Origin of the sequence: Microbacterium pullorum (assembly GCF_014836535.1) — a bacterium.
Taxonomy (GTDB): domain Bacteria; phylum Actinomycetota; class Actinomycetes; order Actinomycetales; family Microbacteriaceae; genus Microbacterium; species Microbacterium pullorum.
In genome coordinates this window covers 69910-89870 of the sequence record NZ_JACSQP010000001.1, presented here as the reverse complement: position 1 = coordinate 89870, position 19961 = coordinate 69910, and the positions used below count along the sequence as shown (strand labels likewise).

17 protein-coding genes are annotated in these 19961 nt (G+C 70.6%); 5 read left to right on the top strand and 12 right to left on the bottom strand.

Going from position 1 to position 19961, the window contains the following annotated elements; all coding sequences use genetic code 11:
• Positions 1-36: 36 nt before the first annotated feature.
• Genes H9651_RS00435 through H9651_RS00415 form a run of 5 tightly spaced genes read right to left on the bottom strand, consistent with a single transcriptional unit; the run spans position 37 to position 4298 of the window.
• Complete coding sequence (locus H9651_RS00435) at positions 37-1194, bottom strand: AMP-binding protein (protein WP_191717136.1); 1158 nt, start codon at positions 1192-1194, stop codon at positions 37-39.
• A 7-nt stretch (positions 1195-1201) separates the two neighbouring features.
• Positions 1202-2104, bottom strand: coding sequence for a 1,4-dihydroxy-2-naphthoyl-CoA synthase (locus tag H9651_RS00430; protein WP_191717135.1), 903 nt, complete (start codon positions 2102-2104; stop codon positions 1202-1204).
• Positions 2105-2138: 34 nt separating this feature from the next.
• Positions 2139-2936 (bottom strand): LLM class F420-dependent oxidoreductase, encoded by a 798-nt coding sequence (locus tag H9651_RS00425; RefSeq protein WP_191717134.1) that lies wholly within the window; start codon positions 2934-2936, stop codon positions 2139-2141.
• A 55-nt stretch (positions 2937-2991) separates the two neighbouring features.
• Complete coding sequence (locus H9651_RS00420; RefSeq protein ID WP_191717133.1) at positions 2992-3960, bottom strand: permease prefix domain 1-containing protein; 969 nt, start codon at positions 3958-3960, stop codon at positions 2992-2994.
• A gap of 2 nt (positions 3961-3962) precedes the next feature.
• Positions 3963-4298, bottom strand: a complete 336-nt coding sequence (locus H9651_RS00415) for a PadR family transcriptional regulator (RefSeq protein WP_191717132.1) — start codon at positions 4296-4298, stop codon at positions 3963-3965.
• A gap of 102 nt (positions 4299-4400) precedes the next feature.
• On the opposite strand from H9651_RS00415, the gene H9651_RS00410 reads away from it, so the two are divergent.
• Positions 4401-5393, top strand: coding sequence for an o-succinylbenzoate synthase (locus H9651_RS00410; RefSeq protein ID WP_191717131.1), 993 nt, complete (start codon positions 4401-4403; stop codon positions 5391-5393).
• Here H9651_RS00410 and H9651_RS00405 read toward each other — a convergent pair.
• The gene (locus H9651_RS00405; protein ID WP_191717130.1) at positions 5386-6003 is read right to left on the bottom strand and encodes a TetR/AcrR family transcriptional regulator; all 618 of its coding nucleotides are present in this window, start codon (positions 6001-6003) and stop codon (positions 5386-5388) included. The genes H9651_RS00410 and H9651_RS00405 overlap by 8 nt on opposite strands.
• Positions 6004-6128: 125 nt before the next feature.
• Between H9651_RS00405 and H9651_RS00400 the strand changes: the two genes are divergently transcribed.
• Together H9651_RS00400 and H9651_RS00395 are read left to right on the top strand one after the other, a co-directional pair.
• Positions 6129-8960: an MMPL family transporter gene (locus tag H9651_RS00400; protein WP_191717129.1), complete on the top strand. Its 2832-nt coding sequence runs from the start codon at positions 6129-6131 to the stop codon at positions 8958-8960.
• Positions 8957-11005, top strand: a complete 2049-nt coding sequence (locus tag H9651_RS00395) for a YhgE/Pip domain-containing protein (RefSeq protein WP_191717128.1) — start codon at positions 8957-8959, stop codon at positions 11003-11005. Before H9651_RS00400 ends, H9651_RS00395 begins: the two co-directional genes overlap by 4 nt.
• A 293-nt stretch (positions 11006-11298) precedes the next feature.
• Here the strand turns inward: H9651_RS00395 and ccsB are convergent, their stop codons facing one another.
• The 6 genes from ccsB to H9651_RS00365 all read right to left on the bottom strand — a co-directional run bounded on the left by ccsB (position 11299) and on the right by H9651_RS00365 (position 16888).
• The gene (gene ccsB / locus H9651_RS00390) at positions 11299-12351 is read right to left on the bottom strand and encodes a c-type cytochrome biogenesis protein CcsB (RefSeq protein WP_191717127.1); all 1053 of its coding nucleotides are present in this window, start codon (positions 12349-12351) and stop codon (positions 11299-11301) included.
• A 96-nt stretch (positions 12352-12447) separates the two neighbouring features.
• Positions 12448-14160, bottom strand: a complete 1713-nt coding sequence (resB, locus tag H9651_RS00385) for a cytochrome c biogenesis protein ResB (RefSeq protein WP_191717126.1) — start codon at positions 14158-14160, stop codon at positions 12448-12450.
• Entirely contained in the window at positions 14141-14887 is a 747-nt protein-coding gene (locus tag H9651_RS00380; protein ID WP_191717125.1) for a cytochrome c biogenesis CcdA family protein, read from the bottom strand. Before H9651_RS00380 ends, resB begins: the two co-directional genes overlap by 20 nt.
• Positions 14884-15510 (bottom strand): TlpA family protein disulfide reductase, encoded by a 627-nt coding sequence (locus H9651_RS00375; RefSeq protein ID WP_191717124.1) that lies wholly within the window; start codon positions 15508-15510, stop codon positions 14884-14886. The genes H9651_RS00380 and H9651_RS00375 overlap by 4 nt, the downstream gene beginning before the upstream one ends.
• The gene (locus H9651_RS00370; RefSeq protein ID WP_191717123.1) at positions 15510-16142 is read right to left on the bottom strand and encodes a histidine phosphatase family protein; all 633 of its coding nucleotides are present in this window, start codon (positions 16140-16142) and stop codon (positions 15510-15512) included. Before H9651_RS00370 ends, H9651_RS00375 begins: the two co-directional genes overlap by 1 nt.
• Before the next feature lie 50 nt (positions 16143-16192).
• Positions 16193-16888 carry a DedA family protein gene (locus tag H9651_RS00365; protein ID WP_191717122.1) on the bottom strand — a complete coding sequence of 232 codons (696 nt, stop codon included), beginning with the start codon at positions 16886-16888 and terminating at the stop codon, positions 16193-16195.
• Positions 16889-16986: 98 nt separating this feature from the next.
• On the opposite strand from H9651_RS00365, the gene aspS reads away from it, so the two are divergent.
• Together aspS and H9651_RS00355 are read left to right on the top strand one after the other, a co-directional pair.
• A complete protein-coding gene (gene aspS / locus H9651_RS00360; protein ID WP_191717121.1) occupies positions 16987-18336 on the top strand; it encodes an aspartate--tRNA(Asn) ligase in 1350 nt (449 codons plus the stop codon).
• 179 nt (positions 18337-18515) lie between these two features.
• Positions 18516-19952: an MFS transporter gene (locus tag H9651_RS00355; protein WP_191717120.1), complete on the top strand. Its 1437-nt coding sequence runs from the start codon at positions 18516-18518 to the stop codon at positions 19950-19952.
• Positions 19953-19961: the final 9 nt, after the last annotated feature.

Below are 19961 nucleotides of genomic sequence, written 5' to 3'. Positions count from 1 at the left end.
TGCACCACGGACGGACCGGGCGCCCGGCCGGCGCGGTCAGTGCCCGAGGTCGCGCACAGCGCGGCGGATCGCCTCGCGATCGGGCTTGCCACTGGTGAGGGTCGCCAGCTCGTCCACGAGCACGAGCTGCGACGGGCGGGCATGGGGACCGATCGCGGCGGCGACGGCGACGCGCGCCGCGTCGAGGTGGTCGGCGTCGCTGCGGCGCAGTGCTTCGCCGCGCGCGGCGACGATGACCGATGCCTCACCCCATCGCTCGTCGGGCACGGCGACGACGACGGCGCCCGCAAGACCCGGGACGTCGCGGACGATCTGCTCGACCCGGTCGAGCGACACGTTGATGCCGCCCGAGACGATGACGTTGTCGAGCCGGCCGCGCACGCGCAGCACGCCACCGGCGAGCAGACCGGCGTCTCCGGTGCGGTACCAGCGCGTGCCGTCGCTGTCGCGGGGAAAGGAAGCGGCCGTGCGTTCCGGCTCGTCGAGGTAGCCGTCGGCGAGTGTGGGTCCACTCACCTGCACCTCGCCCTCCACGGTGCGCAGTCGCACGCCGTCCAACGGCACGCCGTCATAGACGCAGCCGCCACTGGTCTCGGTCGACCCATAGGTACGCACGATGCGCGCGCCGGCGGTCTGCGCTCGTTCGAGCGTGGCCGGGGGCAGGGCCTGACCGCCCACCAGGATCGCCTCGAACGAGCGCAGCGCCGCCCCGACGGCGGGGTCGTGCTCGGCGGCATCGAGCAGCTTCGTCAGCTGTGCCGGCACGAGCGAGGTGTAGCTCGCGACGCGTTCGCCGTTCTCGGTGGACTGCATCGTGAGCGATGCCGCGGCGAAGGCCTGCGGTGTGAACGCACCCGACAGCACCGCGGGTTCTCGGCCCGAGACGATCGCGCGCACGAGCACCTGTAACCCCGCGACGTACGACGCCGGCAGCGCGAGCAGCCACGCCCCCTCGCCGATGCGCGCGGCGGTGGCCATGGCACTCGCGGTGAGTGCGCTGCGGCTGAGCACGACCGACTTCGGCACACCCGTCGACCCCGATGTGGTCACCACGACGGCGGTGCCGGCGTCGACGACGCGCGGTGCCGATTCGACCATGCCGAGCCCGAGCGCGGGACCGGTGCCGTGGATCGCGGCCCGCAGACCCCGGAGCACGTCGCGGGGGTCTTCGCCCGAAACCGCTTGGAGCTGCATCGTCGCCTCAGTAGTGCCAGGGGTAGGGCGACCAGTCGGGGTCGCGCTTTTCGAGGAACGAATCCCGCCCCTCGACGGCCTCGTCGGTGCCGTAGGCCAGGCGCGTGGCCTCCCCCGCGAACACCTGCTGGCCCACCAGGCCGTCGTCGACGGCGTTGAAGGCGAATTTCAGCATGCGGATCGCGGTGGGCGACTTGGTGAGGATCGTGCGGGCCATCGCGATCGCTTCGCGCTCGAGGTCGGCGTGGGGGACGACGCGGTTGACGGCGCCCATCTCGTACGCGCGGTCGGCGGAGTACTCCTCAGCGAGGAAGAACACCTCGCGGGCGATCTTCTGCCCCACCTGGCGCGCCATGTACGCCGAGCCGTAACCGGCGTCGAACGAGCCGACGTCGGCATCGGTCTGCTTGAACCGCCCGTGCTCACGGGACGCGATCGACAGGTCGCAGACGACATGCAGCGAGTGCCCGCCCCCGGCAGCCCACCCCGGGATCACCGCGATGACGACCTTCGGCATGAACCGGATGAGCCGCTGCACCTCGAGGATGTGCAGGCGCCCCGACCGCGCCGGGTCAGGCACGAACGCCTCATCGCCCTCGTACTTGTAGCCGTCGCGACCGCGGATGCGCTGGTCCCCGCCGGAGCAGAACGCCCAGCCGCCGTCCTTGGGGCTCGGGCCGTTGCCGGTGAGCAGCACGACGCCGATGCGGGAGTCCTGCCGTGCGATGTCCAGCGCCCGATAGAGCTCGTCCACGGTGTGCGGCCGGAAGGCGTTTCGCACCTCGGGCCGGTCGAACGCGATGCGCGCGATGCGCCCGTCGGTGGAGACGTGCGCGGTGATGTCGGTGTAGGCATCGGCGCCGGGCGCGGGCACCCAGGCGGCGGGGTCGAAGAGGTCGGAAACGCTCACCCGCCCAGCCTACGGCGGCGCGGCATCGGCCGGGTCAGGCGTTCTTGCCGTCGCGCCAGCGCAGCCAGCGCTCGATGATCGAGTAATCCCAGTCCGGACCCTGGAAGCCGAGCGTGTACAGTCGCACGCCGCCGTCGTACAGCGCGTCGGCGAACTCCTCGTCGCGATCTTTCAACTCGTTCGAGATGATCAGACCGTCGGTCGGACGCTGCTCGGTCTCGGCCCACTTCTCGATCACCGAGAGCTTGTGGGGCAGCTCGTCGGGTCCGACGAAGCTGTGCCAGATGTCGGCGTGGCGGGCCACGAGGCGCAGCGTCTTCTGCTCCCCCTTGCCGCCGATCATCACCGGGATCCGCCGGGTCGGTGCCGGGTTGAGCTTCTCCCAGCGCTTCTCGATGCGGGCGAGCCCCTGCTCGAGGTCGCGCAGACGGGAGCCGGGCGTGCCGAACTCGTACCCGTACTCGTCGTAGTCGCGTTCGAACCAGCCGGCACCGGTGCCGAAGATGAACCGACCGGTACCGCCCTGGGCGGAGATGTGGTCGATGGTGCGGGCCATGTCAGCCTGCAGGTCGGGGTTGCGGTAGCTGTTGCAGTTGACCAGCGCACCGAACTCGACGCGCTCGGTCTGCTCCGCCCACGCGGCCAGCATCGTCCACGACTCGAAGTGCAGGCCCTCGGGGTCACCCGACAGCGGGAAGAAGTGGTCCCAGTTGAACAGGACGTCCACCCCCATCTCCTCCAGCCGCATGACGGCGTCACGGAAGGCGGGGTAGGGCGCGTGCTGGGGCTGCAGCTGGATGCCGAGGCGCACGGGGGTGTCGAGGAGAGGCATGCCGCTCAGCCTAGAGCGGGTGGATGCCGGTCTGGGCGGCATCCACCCGCCTTTCTCAGCGCGCGCGGCGCGCCTTGAGGAAGGAATCGACGGTGTCCCAGGCGGCTGCCGCGACAGCTCCGAAGCCGAGGAGCACCGTCAGCACGGTTTCGACGGTCTCGGCCGACGCCGCCGGGATGAGGCCGGGGAACAGCCCCGGGTTCAGCAGCTCCTGTCGCGACAGCAGCCACAGCAGCGGCGCGACGAGGGCCACGTTGAGCGCAGCGTTGACGGTCGCCGTCGCCATCGTCCAACGACCCTGCACATAGACGGTGACGGCCAGCGCCACCTCCAGCGCGATGAGGACGAACAGGCCGAGGATCCATCCTGGCCACAGCGCCGGCGAGAGGACCGGCAACCAGCCGCCCGCCTCGGCGAGGTAGGCCAACCCGAAGAAGCGGTCCCAGATGACGGCGCCGACGATGAGGACGAGGAAGACGAGCGAGGCGATGAGGTCGCCGAGGCCGGCGCCGCGCTCCTTCCTCTCCGGCAGGCGATCGAGTGTCCACGTGGTGATGACGCCGACGTCCCTGCCACCGGTGGAGCGCTCGATGATGAAGAAGACCAGCGCCGTCCAGAACCCGATGTTGACGATGACCGAGATCACCACCGGCACGACGGCGCCGATGGTGGTGCCGATGCTCTCGCCCGCCAGCACCTGGCCGAGCGCGACGCCGAACGCGGCGCAGGCCGGCACGATCGCCCAGAGCACCTTCACCAGGCGCCACCAGGTGAGGTAGTAGCGCGGGCCGATCAGCCAGAGCGGACGGTCGGTGTAGCCGGCGGCGAGCGCGTCGGGGTCGCCGAGTTCGGTGAGCACGGCGCGCTCGGCGGCATCCGGCATGTCACCGGCGGCGATACGGCCATCGATCTGATCCTCGATCGACGCACGCAGCTCGGCGGCGAGGTCGGGACGCTGCTTCTCGGGCACGGTGCGCATCGCGGTCTCGATGTAGCGGTCGGTGAGGGTGGCGGTGACGGTCATTGTCAGTTCTCCTCGGGGAGAGCGGCGATCGCCTCGGCGATCACCGCGAAGTCGTCGGTGAGGGAGCCTGCCAGTCGACGACCGGCGGCGGTGGTGCGGTAGAACTTGCGAGGCCGCGCCTCGTCGGTGTTCCACTCGCTCGTGAGGTGCCCCTGCTTCTCCAGCCGGCGCAGCAGCGGGTACAGCGTGTTGGCGTCGGTGGCGAACCCGCGCCGGTTGAGTTCTTCGAGCAATCCGTAGCCGTAGCCCGGGTCGCGCAGCAGTCGCAGACAGGCGAGCACGATCGTGCCGCGCCGCAGCTCCTGCAGGTGCGTCTCGAGGGCTTCCGGCTCGTTCATGCTTCACACTGTACTGTGCGTCACACACTATTGTCCATCACAAGCTCCGCGACCCCTCGCGCGGCACCGACAGCGGGCCGGCGATGGGGCCAGGATGAAGGGGTGACCCCACTCCCCCCGCTTCCCGAAGTACTCGACGGCGCCGTCGTCGTCGCCCTGCCCCTGGCCACCCGCTTCCGGGGTGTGGATGTGCGCGAGGCTGTGCTGCTGCGCGGCCCCGCCGGCTGGACGGAGTTCTCTCCGTTCGCCGAATACGACGACGCCGAGGCGGCCACCTGGCTCGCGGGGGCGATCGACTTCGGCTGGCAGGCCTCCCCCGCACCGCTGCGCGACCGCGTGCCGGTGAACGCCACCATGCCCGCCGTGGCCGCGAGCCGCGTCGAAGAGGTGCTGGCCCGCTTCGACGGATGCCGCACCGTCAAGGTCAAGGTCGCCGAGCCCGGCCAGACGCTCGCCGACGACGTCGCACGCGTGCGTGCCGTGCGGGAGGCGCTCGGGCCCGAGGGTCGGGTGCGTCTCGACGCCAACGGCGCGTGGAACGTCGACGAGGCCGAGCACGCCGTGCACGCGCTGGCGGAGTACGACCTCGAGTACGTCGAACAGCCCTGCGCGAGCATCCCCGAGCTCGTGGAGCTGCGCGGCCGCATCCGCTACATGGGCATCCCCATCGCCGCCGATGAGAGCGTACGCAAGGCCGCCGACCCGCTCGCGGTCGCGCGCGCGGGTGCCGCCGACATCGTCGTGGTCAAGGCGCAGCCGCTCGGCGGCGTGCACCGAGCCCTCGAGATCGTGGCCGAGGCGGGGCTCCCGACGGTCGTCTCCAGCGCCCTCGACACCTCGATCGGGCTGTCGATGGGCGTCGCACTCGCAGCCGCCCTGCCGCAGCTCGACTTCGACTGCGGATTGGGGACGGCCGCGCTGTTCACCGGCGACATCGCCGTGCCGTCACTGTCGCCCCAGGGCGGTGCGCTCGCCGTCGGCCGCATCGAACCGGATGCCGAGGCCCTGGCAGCCCACGCGGCATCTGCCGACCGACGAGCCTGGTGGCTCGACCGCGTCGCGCGCTGCCACGCACTGCTCGCGCAGGTCAGCTGAGCGGCGGGTCCACCAGCGCGGTCGCGAGTCGCTCCGCCCGCCCGTGCAGCATCGCGCCGGCTTCCTCCTTGCCGAGCCCGAGCAGCGCCGCGCGCGCGCTGGTGTCGTCGGCGACCTCGACGAACAGCCGGGCCACTTCGTCGGCGGGCAGCCGCAGCCGCAGCCCGTAGACGTCGACCAGGCCCGAGACGATCTCGGCGATGCGCGCGATGAGTCCGTCCTGCCAGGCCAGGTAGGCCGCCGCCATCTGCGGGTCGCGCAGCGCCTGCGCCCGGATCTCGCTGACGAGGGCGGGGTCCATGTCATCGAGCGAGAGCCCCACGATCCTTCGCACCAGTTCGGTCGGCTCCGGCTGCGGCTGGTCCGCTTCCAGCTCGTGCACGCGGCTCTCGACCTCTTCGAGCTTCATTTCCGACAATCGGGCGACCAGCGCGAGGAACAGCTCGTTCTTCGAGGCGAAGTTGGAGTAGAACGCGCCACGGGTGAACCCGGCACGCTCACACACCGCTTCGACCGAAGCCGCATCCAGCCCCACCTCGGCGAAGACCTCGAGGGCGGCATCCATGAGCCTGCCGCGGGTGTTCTCGCGACTGCGCGTGGCCTGTCGCATCCTGATCACCCCGACTCCCCGAGTTCACACGAACCGCTCAGGCTGGCGGTTGTCGCAGCAATTACGATACACCTACGTATTGGATACACCGCTGTATCGAACCCTCCCACGATCCTAAGGCTGCCGTGTCCACTCTGCTGTTCTCCCTGGGTCGCTGGTCGTATCGTCACCCGTGGCGGGTGCTGGTCTCCTGGCTGCTGCTGCTCGCCCTCGCCGGTGCCGGCGCGGGCCTGTTCATGAAGGGGACGGACAACGCGTTCTCGATCCCCGGCACCGAGGCGCAGGAGGGCATCGCGCTGCTGGACCGCACCTTTCCGCAGGCGAGCGGCACGAGCGCGCAGATCGTCGTCGTCGCCGCAGACGGGGCCGACGTCACCGATGCCGGCTATGCGGATGCCATCGACGACACACTCGCCGATCTCGCCGACCTCGACGGCGTGCTGGCGGTGACGAGCCCCTTCGACGAGATGATCACCGGGTTGGTGTCCGACGACGGCCGGGCGGCGATCATGACGCTGCAGTTCGACGGCCAGGCGACGTCGGTCGCGCCGGCCACCACCGATGCGCTCGGCGACATCACCGACGAACTGCGCGAGACGCTCCCCGACGGGGCGCAGGTGGCGTTGGGTGGCGACCTGTTCGCCGCGTCGATCCCGGCGCTGTCGCTCATCGAGGCGGTGGGGGTGCTCATCGCCCTGTTCGTTCTCATCGTCACCTTCCGCTCCCTCGTGGTCGCGTGGTTCCCCCTCGTCAGCGCCCTCATCGGCGTGGCGCTCGCGATCGCCCTGATCTATGCGGCGACCGCGTTCGCGTCGATCTCGTCGACGACGCCGATGCTGGCGATCATGCTGGGGCTGGCGGTCGGCATCGACTACGCCCTGTTCATCGTCGCGCGACATCAGGATCAGGTGCGCGACGGCGTGCAACCCGAGGAGTCCGCCGCCCGCGCCACGGGCACAGCGGGCTCGGCGGTCGTCTTCGCCGGCGTCACGGTGCTCATCGCGCTCATCGGGCTGTCGTTCGCCGGCATCCCGTTCCTCACCACGATGGGGATCGGCGCCGCGGTGGCCGTGGCCATCGCCGTGACCGTCGCCGTCACCCTCACCCCCGCCCTGCTCGGCTTCGCGAAGGGACGGGTCGCCGGCTGGCCGCGCCGCACGCGCCGTCCGCGCGCCGGTCGGCCCGCCCGGGCCCGCCGCAGCTTCGCCCACACCTGGGTGACCGGCGTCACCCGGCATCCGGTGCTGACCACGATCGCCGTCACCGTGGGTCTGGGGGTCATGGCCATCCCCGCGGCATCGCTCGCCCTCGCTCTCCCGAATGCCGGTGTGCAGCCGACGTCGAGCCAGGCACGGCAGGCGTACGACCTCACCGCCGAGTACTTCGGGGCCGGCGAGAACGGCCCGCTGATCCTCACCGGCACCATCGTCACATCGACCGACCCGCTCGGCCTCATGCAGGATCTGGGCGACGAGATCGCGGGCTTCCCCGGCGTGAAGGAGGTGGTGCTGGCCACCCCGAATGAGACCGCCGACACCGGCCTCATCCAGCTCATCCCCGAGACCGGGCCCGACGACCCGGCCACCGCCGACCTCGTGCGGGAACTGCGCGGGGAGCACGACCGCTTCCTCGAGGAGTACGGGGTCGATCTGAAGGTCACCGGCTACACCGCCGTCGGCATCGACATCTCCGATCGCCTCGGGGCCGCTCTCGTGCCGTTCGGCGTGTTCGTCGTCGGCCTCTCGCTCGTGCTGCTGGCGATCGTCTTCCGCTCGATCTGGGTGCCGCTGACGGCCGCAGCCGGCTACCTGCTCTCGGTGGCGGCCTCGTTCGGGGTCGTGGCCGCCGTGTTCGAGTGGGGCTGGTTCGCCGACCTGCTGCACGTCACCCGCGTGGGGCCCGTGATCAGCTTCATGCCGATCATCCTCATGGGCGTGCTGTTCGGTCTCGCGATGGACTACCAGGTCTTCCTCGTCTCGCGCATGCGCGAGGACTACGTGCACGCGCGGCGGGCGCGCGGCGGCCGCGCCGACCGGCACACCGCCGTCGCAGCCGTGCGTTCGGGGTTCACCGCGTCGGCCCGCGTCGTGACGGCGGCGGCCGTGATCATGCTCGCGGTGTTCGCAGCGTTCGTGCCCGAGGGTGACTCGTCCATCAAGCCGATCGCGCTGGGGCTGGCCGCAGGCATCGCCGTGGATGCCTTCCTCGTGCGCATGACCCTGGTGCCCGCGGTCATGGCGCTGCTCGGCGAGAAGGCCTGGTGGATGCCGCGGTGGCTCGACCGCGTGCTCCCGCACTTCGACATCGAGGGCGAGGCGGTGGAGCGCGAGCTCGCCACCGCGAACTGGCCCGACCAGCCGGCGGCTGTGGCCGGAGACAGGCTCGCCCTCACCGCCGACGGCGGTCGCCACGGCGACATCCCGCTGTTCGCCGACGTCGATGTGCGTGTCGCCGACGGCGGCACCCTGCTCGTCGACGGCGACCCGCGCGCCGCGCGGGCGTTCGCTCTGATGGTCGCCGGACGCCTCGCCCCCGACGCCGGGCTGCTGCGGGTGGCCGGTCACCTGCTGCCCGGACGTGCCGCCTGGGTGCGCGCGCACGTCTCGGTCGCCCTGCTCGACGGCCCCGACGACCCGATCCAGGCCCTGCGCCACGCGCTTTCGGGCCGGCCGCGGCTGGTGGTCGTCGACGGACTCGACACCCTGCCCGCCGAGCAACGCGACGACGCGGCCCAGCTGCTGCGCGCGGCCGCCGACCTGCTGCGGGACCGCTCCGGAGACCCGCGGGCCGCCCTCACGGTCGTGGCATCCGGTCACGCCGACGGCGCCGCCCGCGCGGTGCTCGCCGCCGCCGGGCGGTCCGACCCCATCATCCTCACCCTGCACGACCCGGCATCCCACCCCCTCGGTGCGGATGCCACCTCTCCCCGATCCGCCGAAAGCAAGGCCCACGCATGACCCTCTCCCTCGAGCGCGCACGTTCGCGTCGCCCCGTGACGTGGCTCACCCTCGTCGGGGTGCTGCTGCTGCCGGTGCTCATCGGCGGCGTCCTGGTCGCCGCGCTGTACAACCCCGTCGAGCGTCTCGACGCGATGAACGTGGCTGTGGTGAACGACGACGATCCGGTCACGATAGACGACCAGATGGTGCCGCTGGGCCGCCAGCTCACCGCCGGCCTGGTCGAGGGCTCCGACGATCTGCCGAGCAACCTCACATGGACCATCTCGAACGACGACGACGCCCGCGACGGCCTCGCCTCCGGGGACTACGACGCCATCGTGACGATTCCGGAGAACTTCTCCGCCGCCGCCACATCGACCGCTCCCGGCAACACCCCCGAGCAGGCCACGATCGTCGTGGAGACCTCCCCCGACAGCCTCGTCGTCGATGACGCGATCACCGCCCAGGTCACCCGCGCCGCCGCATCGCTGCTGGGCAGCCAGCTGTCGCAGGTGTACCTCGAGAACGTCTTCCTCGGCTTCACGACGCTCGGTGACCAGCTGGGCGGGGCCGCCGACGGCGCCGCCGAGCTGGGTGACGGCGCACGCACGATCGCCGAGGGCACGACGAGCCTCGCGGACGGGGTGCGGGCACTGGGCACGGGCGCGGGCGCCATCGCCGACGGCGCCCGCGAGCTGTCGTCGGGCGCCGGGCAGCTTGCCGGCGGCGCGACGCAGGCCGCGGACGGGCTCGACACCCTCGCCGGCGGAGCGACGACCCTCGCCGACGGGCAGCGACAGCTCGCGGGGGCACTGAGCGCCATCGCGGCCCAGATCCCCAGTGAAGCGCAGGTGCCGCCGCAGCTGACCGACAGCCTCGCCGGCGTCGCCGCGAACAGCGACGCCATCGTCGCGCAGCTGACCGCCTCGGCGACGCAGCTCGCGGCGCTCGCGGCAGCGTGCGACCCGGCCGTGACCGGCGAGCTGTGCACCCAGCTCGACGCCGCGAGCCAGCAGGCGCAGCAGCTGCTGCCCACGCTCACCGCTCTCGTGACAACCGCAGGTCCGATCGGATCCGCCCTGGAGGGTCTCAACGAGCTGCCGCAGCTGGGCGCCGGGCTGACCGAGGTCGCCGGGCAGGCGAACCAGATCGCCGACGGCATCACCGGGCTCGCCGGCGGCGCGCAGCAGGCTGCGGGCGGCGTGCGGGAGGTCGCCGGCGGCGCGGGGGCGCTCGCGTCGGGAGCATCGGAGCTGGCATCGGGCACCGACCAGCTGACGACGGGAGCCACGGATGCCGCCGACGGCGCCGATGCCCTCGCCGACGGCATCGGCGGGATCGCCGGCGGCGCAGACACCCTGTCGGAGGGTCTCACCACCGCGACCGAATCCCTGCCGTCCTACACCGACGAGCAAGCCGCCGACCTCGCCTCGGTCGTGGCCGACCCGGTGGCCGCAGAGGGCCTCGGCAACAACCTCTTCGGGGCATCCGCTGTGCCCCTGCTGGCGACGCTGGCGCTGTGGTTCGGCGGTCTCGGCTCGTTCGTGGCGCTGCGCGCCGTCTCGGGCCGGGCCCTCACCTCACGCCGCCCCTCGGCGCTGCTGGCGCTGCGCTCGTTGGCGCCGGCCGCCGCGATCGGCGCTGCGCAGGGTCTGCTCGTGGCCGGTGTCGTGCAGCTGGCCGCCGGGTACGACTGGGCCGACTGGTCGCTGTTCGCGCTGGTCTGCATGGTCGCGGGCGTCGCGTTCGCTGCCGTCAATCAGGCGCTGGTCGCCGTGTTCGGCGGAGCGGGGCGCTGGATCGCCGCGCTGGTGGGCGTGCTGACGATCGCCACCGGCATCGTCTCGACCGTGCCCGGGGTGCTCACCTCGATCGCGACGCTGCTGCCGACCGGGCCCGCCTCGAATGCGCTGATCGGCGCGCTCACCGCCGCGGGCGGCGTGGGGGCCGGGGTCGTCGGGCTCGTCTTCTGGGCCGGACTCGCCTTCATCGCGACGACCGTGGCCGTCGCCCGCCGGCGCACCACGTCGGCACGCGCGGTGTTGCAGCCCGCTCGCACCTGAGCGCGGTGCCGGCGCCGCCCGGCATCCCCGACCCGGTACAGGAGAACTCACCGCGACAGGACGATCAGCCGTCGCGCGACCTGTCCAGGTGAGTTCTCCTGCATCGGAGCGGCACCTGGACCGGCGAGATCACCTGCTACGGCGAGATCACCTGCGACGGCGAGATCCCCGGCGCGGCGGCACCCGCCGGCATCCGCTCCCCGGTACAGGAAGACTCACCGCGACAGGACGATTCCCCACGGAATGACCTGTACCGGTGAGATCACCTGTACCGGCGTGAGCCGGCGCCGCGATCACTCCAGGCCGCTGTAGGCGTGCAGGCCCTTGAAGAACTGGTTGACGATCGTGAAGTTGAAGATGACGGTCGCGAACCCGATGATCGACAGCCAGGCCGAGCGCGTACCCCGCCATCCGCGCGTCGCGCGTGCGTGGATGTAGCCCGCGTAGAGCACCCAGATGACGAAGGTCCACACTTCCTTCGTGTCGAAGCCCCAGTACCGGCCCCACGCGTCGTTGGCCCAGATGGAGCCGGCGATGAGGGTGAAGGTCCAGAAGATGAACCCGATGATCGCGAAGCGGTAGGCCAGCGACTCCAGCGCATCGGCACCGGGGAGAATGCGCAGGAACCCGGACCGGGCGGGGCGCGCGACGGCCGCGTCGACGGCGACCGTGGCGGCGGCGCGGGCGCGGGTCTCGCGGCGCGCCTGGAACAGCTGCAGCACCGACAACGCGAAGGCGAGGGCGAAGAACGCCGTCGAGAGGGATGCCACGAACACGTGGATCACGAGCCACACGCTCTTGAGCGGATCCATGAGCGGCTGCACCTCGACGTAGTACGCCAGGGTCGCGCCGCCCAGGAGCACGACGACGAGCCCCGTGACGAAGGCGCCGAGGAAGCGCAGGTCGTAGCGGAACAGCACGCCCAGGTACACCGCGACGATGAGCATCGTGCCCGTCAGCGCGAACTCGTACATGTTGGCCCACGGCACCCGCTCGGCCGCGACGCCGCGCAGCACGTCGGCGGCGACGTGGAAGAGGAACGCGAGCCAGGTCAGCGTCGTCGCGATGCGGGCCCACAGGTACCGCGCGCGCTCACCCGGACGCGCGTCGAGTTCAGCAGCGGATGCCGCCTCCTGCGCACGCAGGTCGCTGAGGCTCTCCCCGTTGCGGGCGCCGCCGGCCGCGACGAGTTCGCGCACGCGTTCGTCCTGCGCCTTGATGGCCTGGTCGGAACGGCGGGCGAGATCCACGGCGTAGGCGATGAACGCGAGGGCGTAGATGACGATCGCGGTCCACACCAGCAGCACGGAGACATCGTCGAGCGAGAGCGCTTCGGTGGCGGGCATGGCATCCAGTCTATGTCGGGCGCGTCGCGCAGAATCGGGGCGATGAAGCGCTGTCGATCGTGGGGGCGGCGCCGGGGGTGCACGCTGCTGCGAGGGTCAGTCGGTGGCGCGCAGGTGCGCTTCGAGGGCGTCGCCGTGACGGCGGGAGACGTCGTCGACGGCGGCGCGCAGGGTCGGGTCCTCACCGCGGGCCAGGCCCGCATACTCGAGTCGCACGGTCTCACCGTCGACGACCGCCTTGACCCACATGCGCCGGCGCGGCACGAAGAGGGCGACGAGCAGGCCCAGGGTCGCGAGCACGGCGAACAGCAGCACCCACGAAGCACCGACGTCGCGGTGGATCGACAGCGACGCGAAGCGGGGAACCGATTCGGCGTAGCCGTCGACCCCCGCAGGCGACGCGTTCTCGAACGTGATCGAGCCGAGGCCGTTCGGCAGATCCGCGGTCTCGCCCGGTGCCAGCTCGATCGAGTCGACGTCGACGGCGCGGCCGGTGAGCTGCTCCATCCCCTCCGGATCGAGTGTGTAGACCGAACGCGGCGTACCGTCGTCGATGCCGAGGTCACCGGCGTAGACGTCGAGGGTGAGTACCGGGTTGATGAGGTCGGGGTAGACCGAGGTGAGCGCGCCGGTGGTCAGGGCAGCAGCCGTCGGGTAGAAGAACCCGATGAGACCCAGCTGCTCGGGCATCCCGTCGGTGATCTTCACGACACCGAGCGAGGTCATGCTCGCGTCCTGCGGCAGGAAAGGCACCGACTCGCTGAAGACGACGAGGCCCTCCGCGTCGCGCACGGTGAGCGTGGGGGCGTAGCCGTTGCCCATCAGGTAGATGCGGTCGCCCTCCAGGTCCAGCGGATGGTTGACCCGCACCTCGCCCGCCTTCTCCTCCTGCCCGGGCACCCGCGTGGTCAGGATGGCGGCGAAGTCACCCGCCTGTCCCGCCCCCGGCTCACCGGCGGGGATGTAGCTGACCTGGAACTCCTCCAGCGTCATCGAGTACGGCGGCAGCGTCTCGGTGTCGACGAAGCGACCGGGGTTGAACGAGGAGTAGTCGGCGAGCGTGTTGACGAAGCTCTGCCCCTCCACCAGCACGTCCTGCCCGGTGTAGGTGTAACCGCCGCCGACGCCGACGGCGATGAGCACGCCCACGAGCGACGCGTGGAAGACGAGGTTGCCGGTCTCGCGCAGGTAGCCGCGTTCGGCGGACACCGAGAACGTGCCCCGGCCGTCGTAGCGCTCCACACGATATCCGGCGCGACGCAGCTGATCGCCGGCGATGTCGATGGCCTCGGCCGCCGTGGCGTCGGCGTCCTTCCCCGCCGGCACCTGCACGACCGCTTCGGTGTGGTCATCCAGTCGGGCGAGGCGCGCGGGAGTGCGCGGCGGACGCGACCGCATCGCCTTCCAGTGGTGCTTGGTGCGCGGGATGACGCAGCCGATGAGCGAGACGAACAGCAGCAGGTAGATCGCCGAGAACCACGGCGACGAATACACGTCGAACAGGCTCAGGCTGTCGAGGATCGGGTACAGCTCGGGGTTGTCACTCTTGTACTGCGTCACGCCGTTGGGGTCGGCGGTGCGCTGCGGCACGATCGATCCGGGGATCGCGGCGATCGCGAGCAGCAGCAGCAGCACGACGGCCGTGCGCATGCTCGTCAGCTGTCGCCAGCCCCAGCGCAGCCAGCCGACGAAACCGAGGGCCGGTTGACGGATGCCGTCGGGCGCGTCGCCGTCGGCGTGGTCGTTCGGGCGCAGGGGACCGTCGATCGGCTCGACGGGCGAGGCCTGGTCAGAGCGGGAGCTGGACACTGCCGATCACCGCCCCGAGCCGCGACATGAGGTCGGTCCAGACGCCGGTGACCATGAGCAGTCCGAGTGCGATGAGCAGCACCCCTCCGGTGATGTTGATGGCGCGGATGTAGCGCTTGACGAAGGCCACCGAGCGGGTGGCCCACCCGAAGCCGATGGCGAGCAGGATGAAGGGGACGCCGAGCCCGATCGAGTACGCCACCCCGAGGATGCCGGCGCGCACCGGATCGCCCTGGTTGATAGAGATCGCGAGGATCGCCGTCATCGTCGGGCCGATGCAGGGGGCCCAGCCGACACCCATCGCGACGCCGAGCAGCGGCGCTCCCACGAGCCCCAGGTTCTCGCGCATGCGCGGGCGGAAGGTGCGCTGCGCGACGCCGAACACGCCGATGAACACGAGCCCCAGCAGGATCACGATGACGCCCAGCACCCGCGTGATGGGGTCCTGGTACTGGATGAAGAGCTGTCCGAACGTGCCCCCGATCACGAAGATCGCCACGAACACCGCGGTGAATCCCGCGATGAACAGCAGCACGCCCGCCAGCAGGCGCGACCGCGTCTTCGTGCGCGCGCCGGCGCGCGCAGGGGCGGCGCCCCCGAGGAAGCCGAGGTAGCCGGGCACGAGAGGCAGCACGCAGGGCGACAGGAACGACACGAGACCGGCGAGCACCGCGATCGGGATCGCGAGCCACAGCGCGCCGTCGAAGACGATCGCGAAGGGGTTCACGGGGTCTCCGCGCGCACGTCGGCCACGATCGTGGTGAGGATCGATGCGTCCTGCAGCTGACCGATGATGCGCGCGGCCAACCGGCCCTGCGCGTCGAGCACGAGGGTCGTCGGCACCGCCTGAAGCGAGGTCACCTCGGCGAAGGCGAGCTTGAGGTCGGGGTCGCGGTGGGCGAGCACCGACGGATACGTGATGCCGTAGGTGCGGTCGAAGGATGCCGCGGTGGCGGCTTCGTCGTAGATGTTGACACCGAGGAACGAGACCTCCGCATCGGCGAACTCCTCGTTCGCCTGCTGCAGGTAGGGCGCCTCGGCGCGACACGGGCCGCAGCCGGCGTACCAGAAGTTCACGACCACGACGTCTCCGGCGAGGTCATCGCTGGAGATCGTCCCGCCGTCGACCGCGGTGCCGGAGAAGACGATCGGCTGTTCGCGGTCGTCGGGCGCGATCTCACTCGTGGCGAAGTCGCGGGAGACGAAACCAGAGGTGTCGCCTTCGCGGTAGGCGTCGACGAGGTCGTCGTTCTCGCCCGTGCAGGCGGTGAGACCGGCTGTCAGCGCCACCGCGGCCAGAGCAGCGGCGACCGACCGGACGCGGCCGTGACGGACCGATCCACGTGACATCAGACGGCCCCCACATCGACTGCGCCCGACAGGGTCGCCGGCTCGACATACGCGATCTCCGACCAGGTCCCGTCTTCGTCGAGGGCGAAGCTGGTGATGCTCGACAGCGCGCACCGGCGCTGCGTGGGGTTGTGCCGCATGAGCGCTCCGGTTACGGCGAGGTGCGTCACCCAGATCGGCAGCTGGTGCGACACGATCACCGCGTCGCCCGATTCGGTGGCCTGCCACGCGTCGCGCATCGCGGCATCCATGCGCGCCACGACCTGCAGATAGGGCTCCCCCCAGCTGGGCAGGTCCGGGGAGCGCAGGTGGCGCCAGTTGATGGGGTTCGTGAGGGCCCGCTTCATGCGGCGTCCCTCGAAGACGTTGGTGGGTTCGATCACGCGCTCGTCGATCCGCGGTTCGAGCCCGAACAGCTCGGTGAACGGCTCAGACGACTCACGGGTGCGCTGCAGCGGCGAGCAGACGAGGCTGCCGATGGGACGCTCCAGCGACTGCACGTATTCGGCCGCCTGACGCGCCATGCGGCGCCCGTCGGCGCTCAACCCGTATCCGGGGAGTCGGCCGTACAGCACGCGCGCGGGGTTGTGAACCTCGCCGTGGCGCACGAGGTGGAGGCGGTCGGCAGGCACGCGGCAAGTCTACGGGGGTCGGATCTGTGCACGCGCTGAGCGCGCGGGCCTCAGACGGCGTCGGGGTCGGGGTTGCCCCGGGAGGCGAGCAGGGCACGGATGCGGGCGTAGAGGAACCACGCCACACCCACGACGGCGGCGATGATCACGACGTACTGCAGCACGTCGGCGTACGCCTCCACGACATGCCACGACTCGCCCAGGAAGAAGCCGGCGAAGACGAAGATCGAGTTCCAAATGGCGCTGCCGGCCAGGGTGAGCAGTCCGAATCGCCAGAGTGCCATGCGGGCGACACCGGCGGGGATGGAGATGAGGCTGCGGAAGATCGGCAGCATGCGGCCGAAGAACACCGCCTTGCCGCCGTGCTTGTCGAACCACGCGATCGTGCGGTCGATGTCTTCGGGGTGCAGCAACGGCACGGCGTCGGCGATGGCGCGGAGGCGCCGGGCGCCGAGCCAGGCACCGAGGCCGTACAGCAGGAACGCGCCGACGACGGAGCCGATCGTCGTCCACAGCAGCGCCTCGAACAGCGTGAATCCGCCGCGGCTGGCCGCCAGGCCCGCCATCGGGAGGATGACCTCGCTCGGCAGCGGCGGGAACAGGCTCTCCAGGGCGATCGCCGCTCCCGCTCCCACGGGACCGATGGTGTCCATGAGCGACACCGTCCAATCCGCCAGAGCGGTCAGCCAGGACCCGTCCGCGGACGTGGAGGCGGGAACGGCGGTCGTCACTGCGGCGAGCGTCATGCCTCCACGGTAGGGACGCCACGCCGTCGCAACCTGGGCGAAGCCCGTACGCGGGGTTCGCCCACTCGCGAAGCCGCGCGCACGTAGACTGTTCCCCCGTGAGTGAACGCGTTCTCGTCCAGCAGCTTCAGGGTCTCTCCGATGGGCCCGTCACGGTGTCCGGATGGGTGGAGACCGTCCGCGACCAGAAGAAGGTGCAGTTCGTCATCCTGCGGGATGAGACCGGCGCCGTGCAGTTGGTGAATCCTGCCACGCGGCCGGCCACCGACCCGGAGGCTGCGGGCGAGCAGGATGCCGATGCGCTCGCGCTGACCGCGCTCATCTCCGAGCTGACCACCGGCACCTTCCTCACCGTCACCGGTGACCTCAAGCACGACGAGCGCGTCAAGCTCGGCGGCGTCGAGATCAAGATCGGCACGCTCGAGGTGGCATCCGCAGCCCTCCCCGAGACGCCCATCGCCGCCGACAGCGGCATGGACAAGCGCATGGACTGGCGCTTCCTCGATCTCCGCCAGCGCCGCAACAACCTCATCTTCCGGGTGCAGACCACGCTCGAGCACGCGATGCGCTCGTACTGGATCGAGCGCGACTACATCGAGATCCACACCCCCAAGCTCATGGCATCCGCGTCGGAGTCCAACGCCGAACTGTTCGAGGTGCCCTACTTCGAGGACAAGACGGCCTACCTCGCGCAGTCGCCGCAGTTCTACAAGCAGATGGCGCAGGTCGCCGGCTTCGGCAAGATCTTCGAGATCGCCCCCGCCTTCCGTGCCGACCCGTCGTTCACGAGCCGCCACGCGACCGAGTTCACCTCGATCGACGCCGAGATCAGCTGGATCGATTCCCACGAAGACGTCGCGGCGATGCAGGAGGAACTGCTCGCCACGGCCATCCAGGCGGTCAAGGACAAGCACGGCGACGAGATCCAGGAGCTGTTCGGCATCGAGGTGCAGGTGCCGGCGGTCCCGTTCCCGCGCATCCCGCTGGCCGAGGCCCGCGAGATCGTCAAGGCGCGCGGCTACGACATCCCCCGCACCGACGGCGACCTCGACCCCGAGGGCGAGCGCCAGATCTCCGCGTACGTCGAGGAGACCTACGGTCACCAGTTCGTCTTCATCACCGACTACCACCCCGAGATCCGTGCTTTCTACCACATGCGCGATGAACAGACGGGGCTGACGAAGTCGTACGACCTGCTGTTCAAGGGCGTGGAGATCACCACCGGGGCGCAGCGCGAGCACCGCGTCGACGTGCTGATCGAACAGGCCGAGGAGAAGGGCCTCGAGCCCGAGCACCTCGAGTTCTACCTCGACTTCTTCCGCTTCGGCGCCCCGCCGCACGGTGGCTTCGGCATGGGACTGGCCCGCGTCATGATGCTGCTGCTGGGTCAGGACTCGATCCGCGAAGTCACCTACCTCTTCCGCGGCCCCACGCGCCTGGCGCCCTAAGGCGCCGTGCAGACCCTGCAGGCCCCATCAGCGGGGTCTGCGGGGTCTCCGACGTCGCTCAGCGGTTATACTTGAACCTCGCTCGCGCCCGTTGCGCGAGGTGGTCGCCCGGTGATTGCGGGCGGTCCGAGGCTCGAAACCTCCGGCATCTCTCACCCAGACACCCGGAGGTTTTTTCCATGTCTGCATCCCTTTCCGCGCGCACCCGTTGGTGGGCACTGGGGGTTCTCTCCCTCACACAACTCGTCGTGGTGCTGGACGGCACCATCGTCAACATCGCCCTCCCCCAGGCACAGGAGGCGCTCGGTCTCACCGACAGCGCCCGGCAATGGGTGGTGACGGCCTACGCCCTCGCGTTCGGCGCGCTTCTGCTCCTGGGCGGACGCATCGCCGACTACTGGGGCCGCAAGCGCACCTATGCCGTCGGCATGGTCGGCTTCGGTCTCGCGTCACTCTGGGGTGGAATCGCCTCTTCGGGGTTCGAGCTGATCCTTGCCCGCGGGTTGCAGGGCGCGTTCGCCGCCCTGTTGGCGCCGGCTGCCCTCGCCTTGTTGACGGTCACCTTCCCCTCGGGTCGAGACCGCAACACCGCGTTCGCCGTGTTCGGCACCGTCGCCGGTGCCGGCGCGGCCGTGGGCCTCGTGCTCGGGGGCGTGCTCACGGAGTTCCTCAACTGGCGGTGGTGCCTGCTGGTGAACATCTTCTTCGTCATCGTCGGTCTCATCGGCGCGTTCCTGTTCCTCGAAGAGTCCCGCGCCGAGGGCGACAACCGCTACGACGTCTGGGGGGCGGTGACCGTGACCCTCGGTCTCGGATCCCTGGTGTACGGCTTCAGCTCGGCCGAGCGCGGCTGGGGCAACCCCGTGACCATCACCTTCCTCGCCGTCGGCGTCGTACTCATCGCGCTGTTCGTGTGGATCGAGACCAAGGTCGATCAGCCGCTGCTGCCCCTGCGCGTCATCACCCACCGCGTGCGGGCGGGTGCGTTCCTCATCCAGGCCCTCGCCGGCAGCGTCATGATCGGCGCGACGCTGTACCTCACGTTCCACCTGCAGCTCGTGCTCGGCATGTCGGCGCTGAGCGCAGGTCTGGCAACCCTGCCGCTGCCGGTGGCGACCATGATCGCCGCTCCGTTCGTGACGAAGCTGCTGTCCCGCATCGGGGCGCGCCCGCTCATGATCACCGGCCCGCTGGTGGTGGCCGGCGCTCTGCTGCTGCTGTCGCGCATCACGGGCGGTGCCTATGCCGCCGAGGTGCTGCCCGCACTCATCGTGATGGGCCTCGGCATGGCGTTCGTCTTCGTTCCGCTGCAGAATCTCGCCCTCGCCGGCGTCCCCGCCCACGATGCGGGCGTGGCCTCGGCCACCGCCAACTCCGCCATGCAGATCGGCGGGTCCATCGGCCTGTCGGTGTTCACGGCGATCTACGCGGCCGTCGTGGGCCCGCACGGTGCGGGCATGCCGCCTGAATCCGCCCTCGTGTCCGGCTACAGCGCGGCGTTCGTCGCCGCGGCCGTCTGCATGGTCATCGCGGCGGTCATCGCCGTGGTGTTCGTGCGCGGCTCCCGTCAGGAGCTGTACCCGAGTGAGGCGGGGATGGTCGCCGTCCACAGCTGATCCGGGCCG

Coding starts and splice junctions, on each gene's coding strand:
- H9651_RS00435 (WP_191717136.1), bottom strand. CDS start 1,194: ATGCAGCTCCAAGCGGTTTCGGGCGAAGACCCCCGCGACGTGCTCCGG.
- H9651_RS00425 (WP_191717134.1), bottom strand. CDS start 2,936: ATGCCTCTCCTCGACACCCCCGTGCGCCTCGGCATCCAGCTGCAGCCC.
- H9651_RS00420 (WP_191717133.1), bottom strand. CDS start 3,960: ATGACCGTCACCGCCACCCTCACCGACCGCTACATCGAGACCGCGATG.
- H9651_RS00415 (WP_191717132.1), bottom strand. CDS start 4,298: ATGAACGAGCCGGAAGCCCTCGAGACGCACCTGCAGGAGCTGCGGCGC.
- H9651_RS00405 (WP_191717130.1), bottom strand. CDS start 6,003: ATGCGACAGGCCACGCGCAGTCGCGAGAACACCCGCGGCAGGCTCATG.
- H9651_RS00395 (WP_191717128.1), top strand. CDS start 8,957: ATGACCCTCTCCCTCGAGCGCGCACGTTCGCGTCGCCCCGTGACGTGG.
- ccsB (WP_191717127.1), bottom strand. CDS start 12,351: ATGCCCGCCACCGAAGCGCTCTCGCTCGACGATGTCTCCGTGCTGCTG.
- H9651_RS00375 (WP_191717124.1), bottom strand. CDS start 15,510: ATGTCACGTGGATCGGTCCGTCACGGCCGCGTCCGGTCGGTCGCCGCT.
- H9651_RS00365 (WP_191717122.1), bottom strand. CDS start 16,888: ATGACGCTCGCCGCAGTGACGACCGCCGTTCCCGCCTCCACGTCCGCG.
- H9651_RS00355 (WP_191717120.1), top strand. CDS start 18,516: ATGTCTGCATCCCTTTCCGCGCGCACCCGTTGGTGGGCACTGGGGGTT.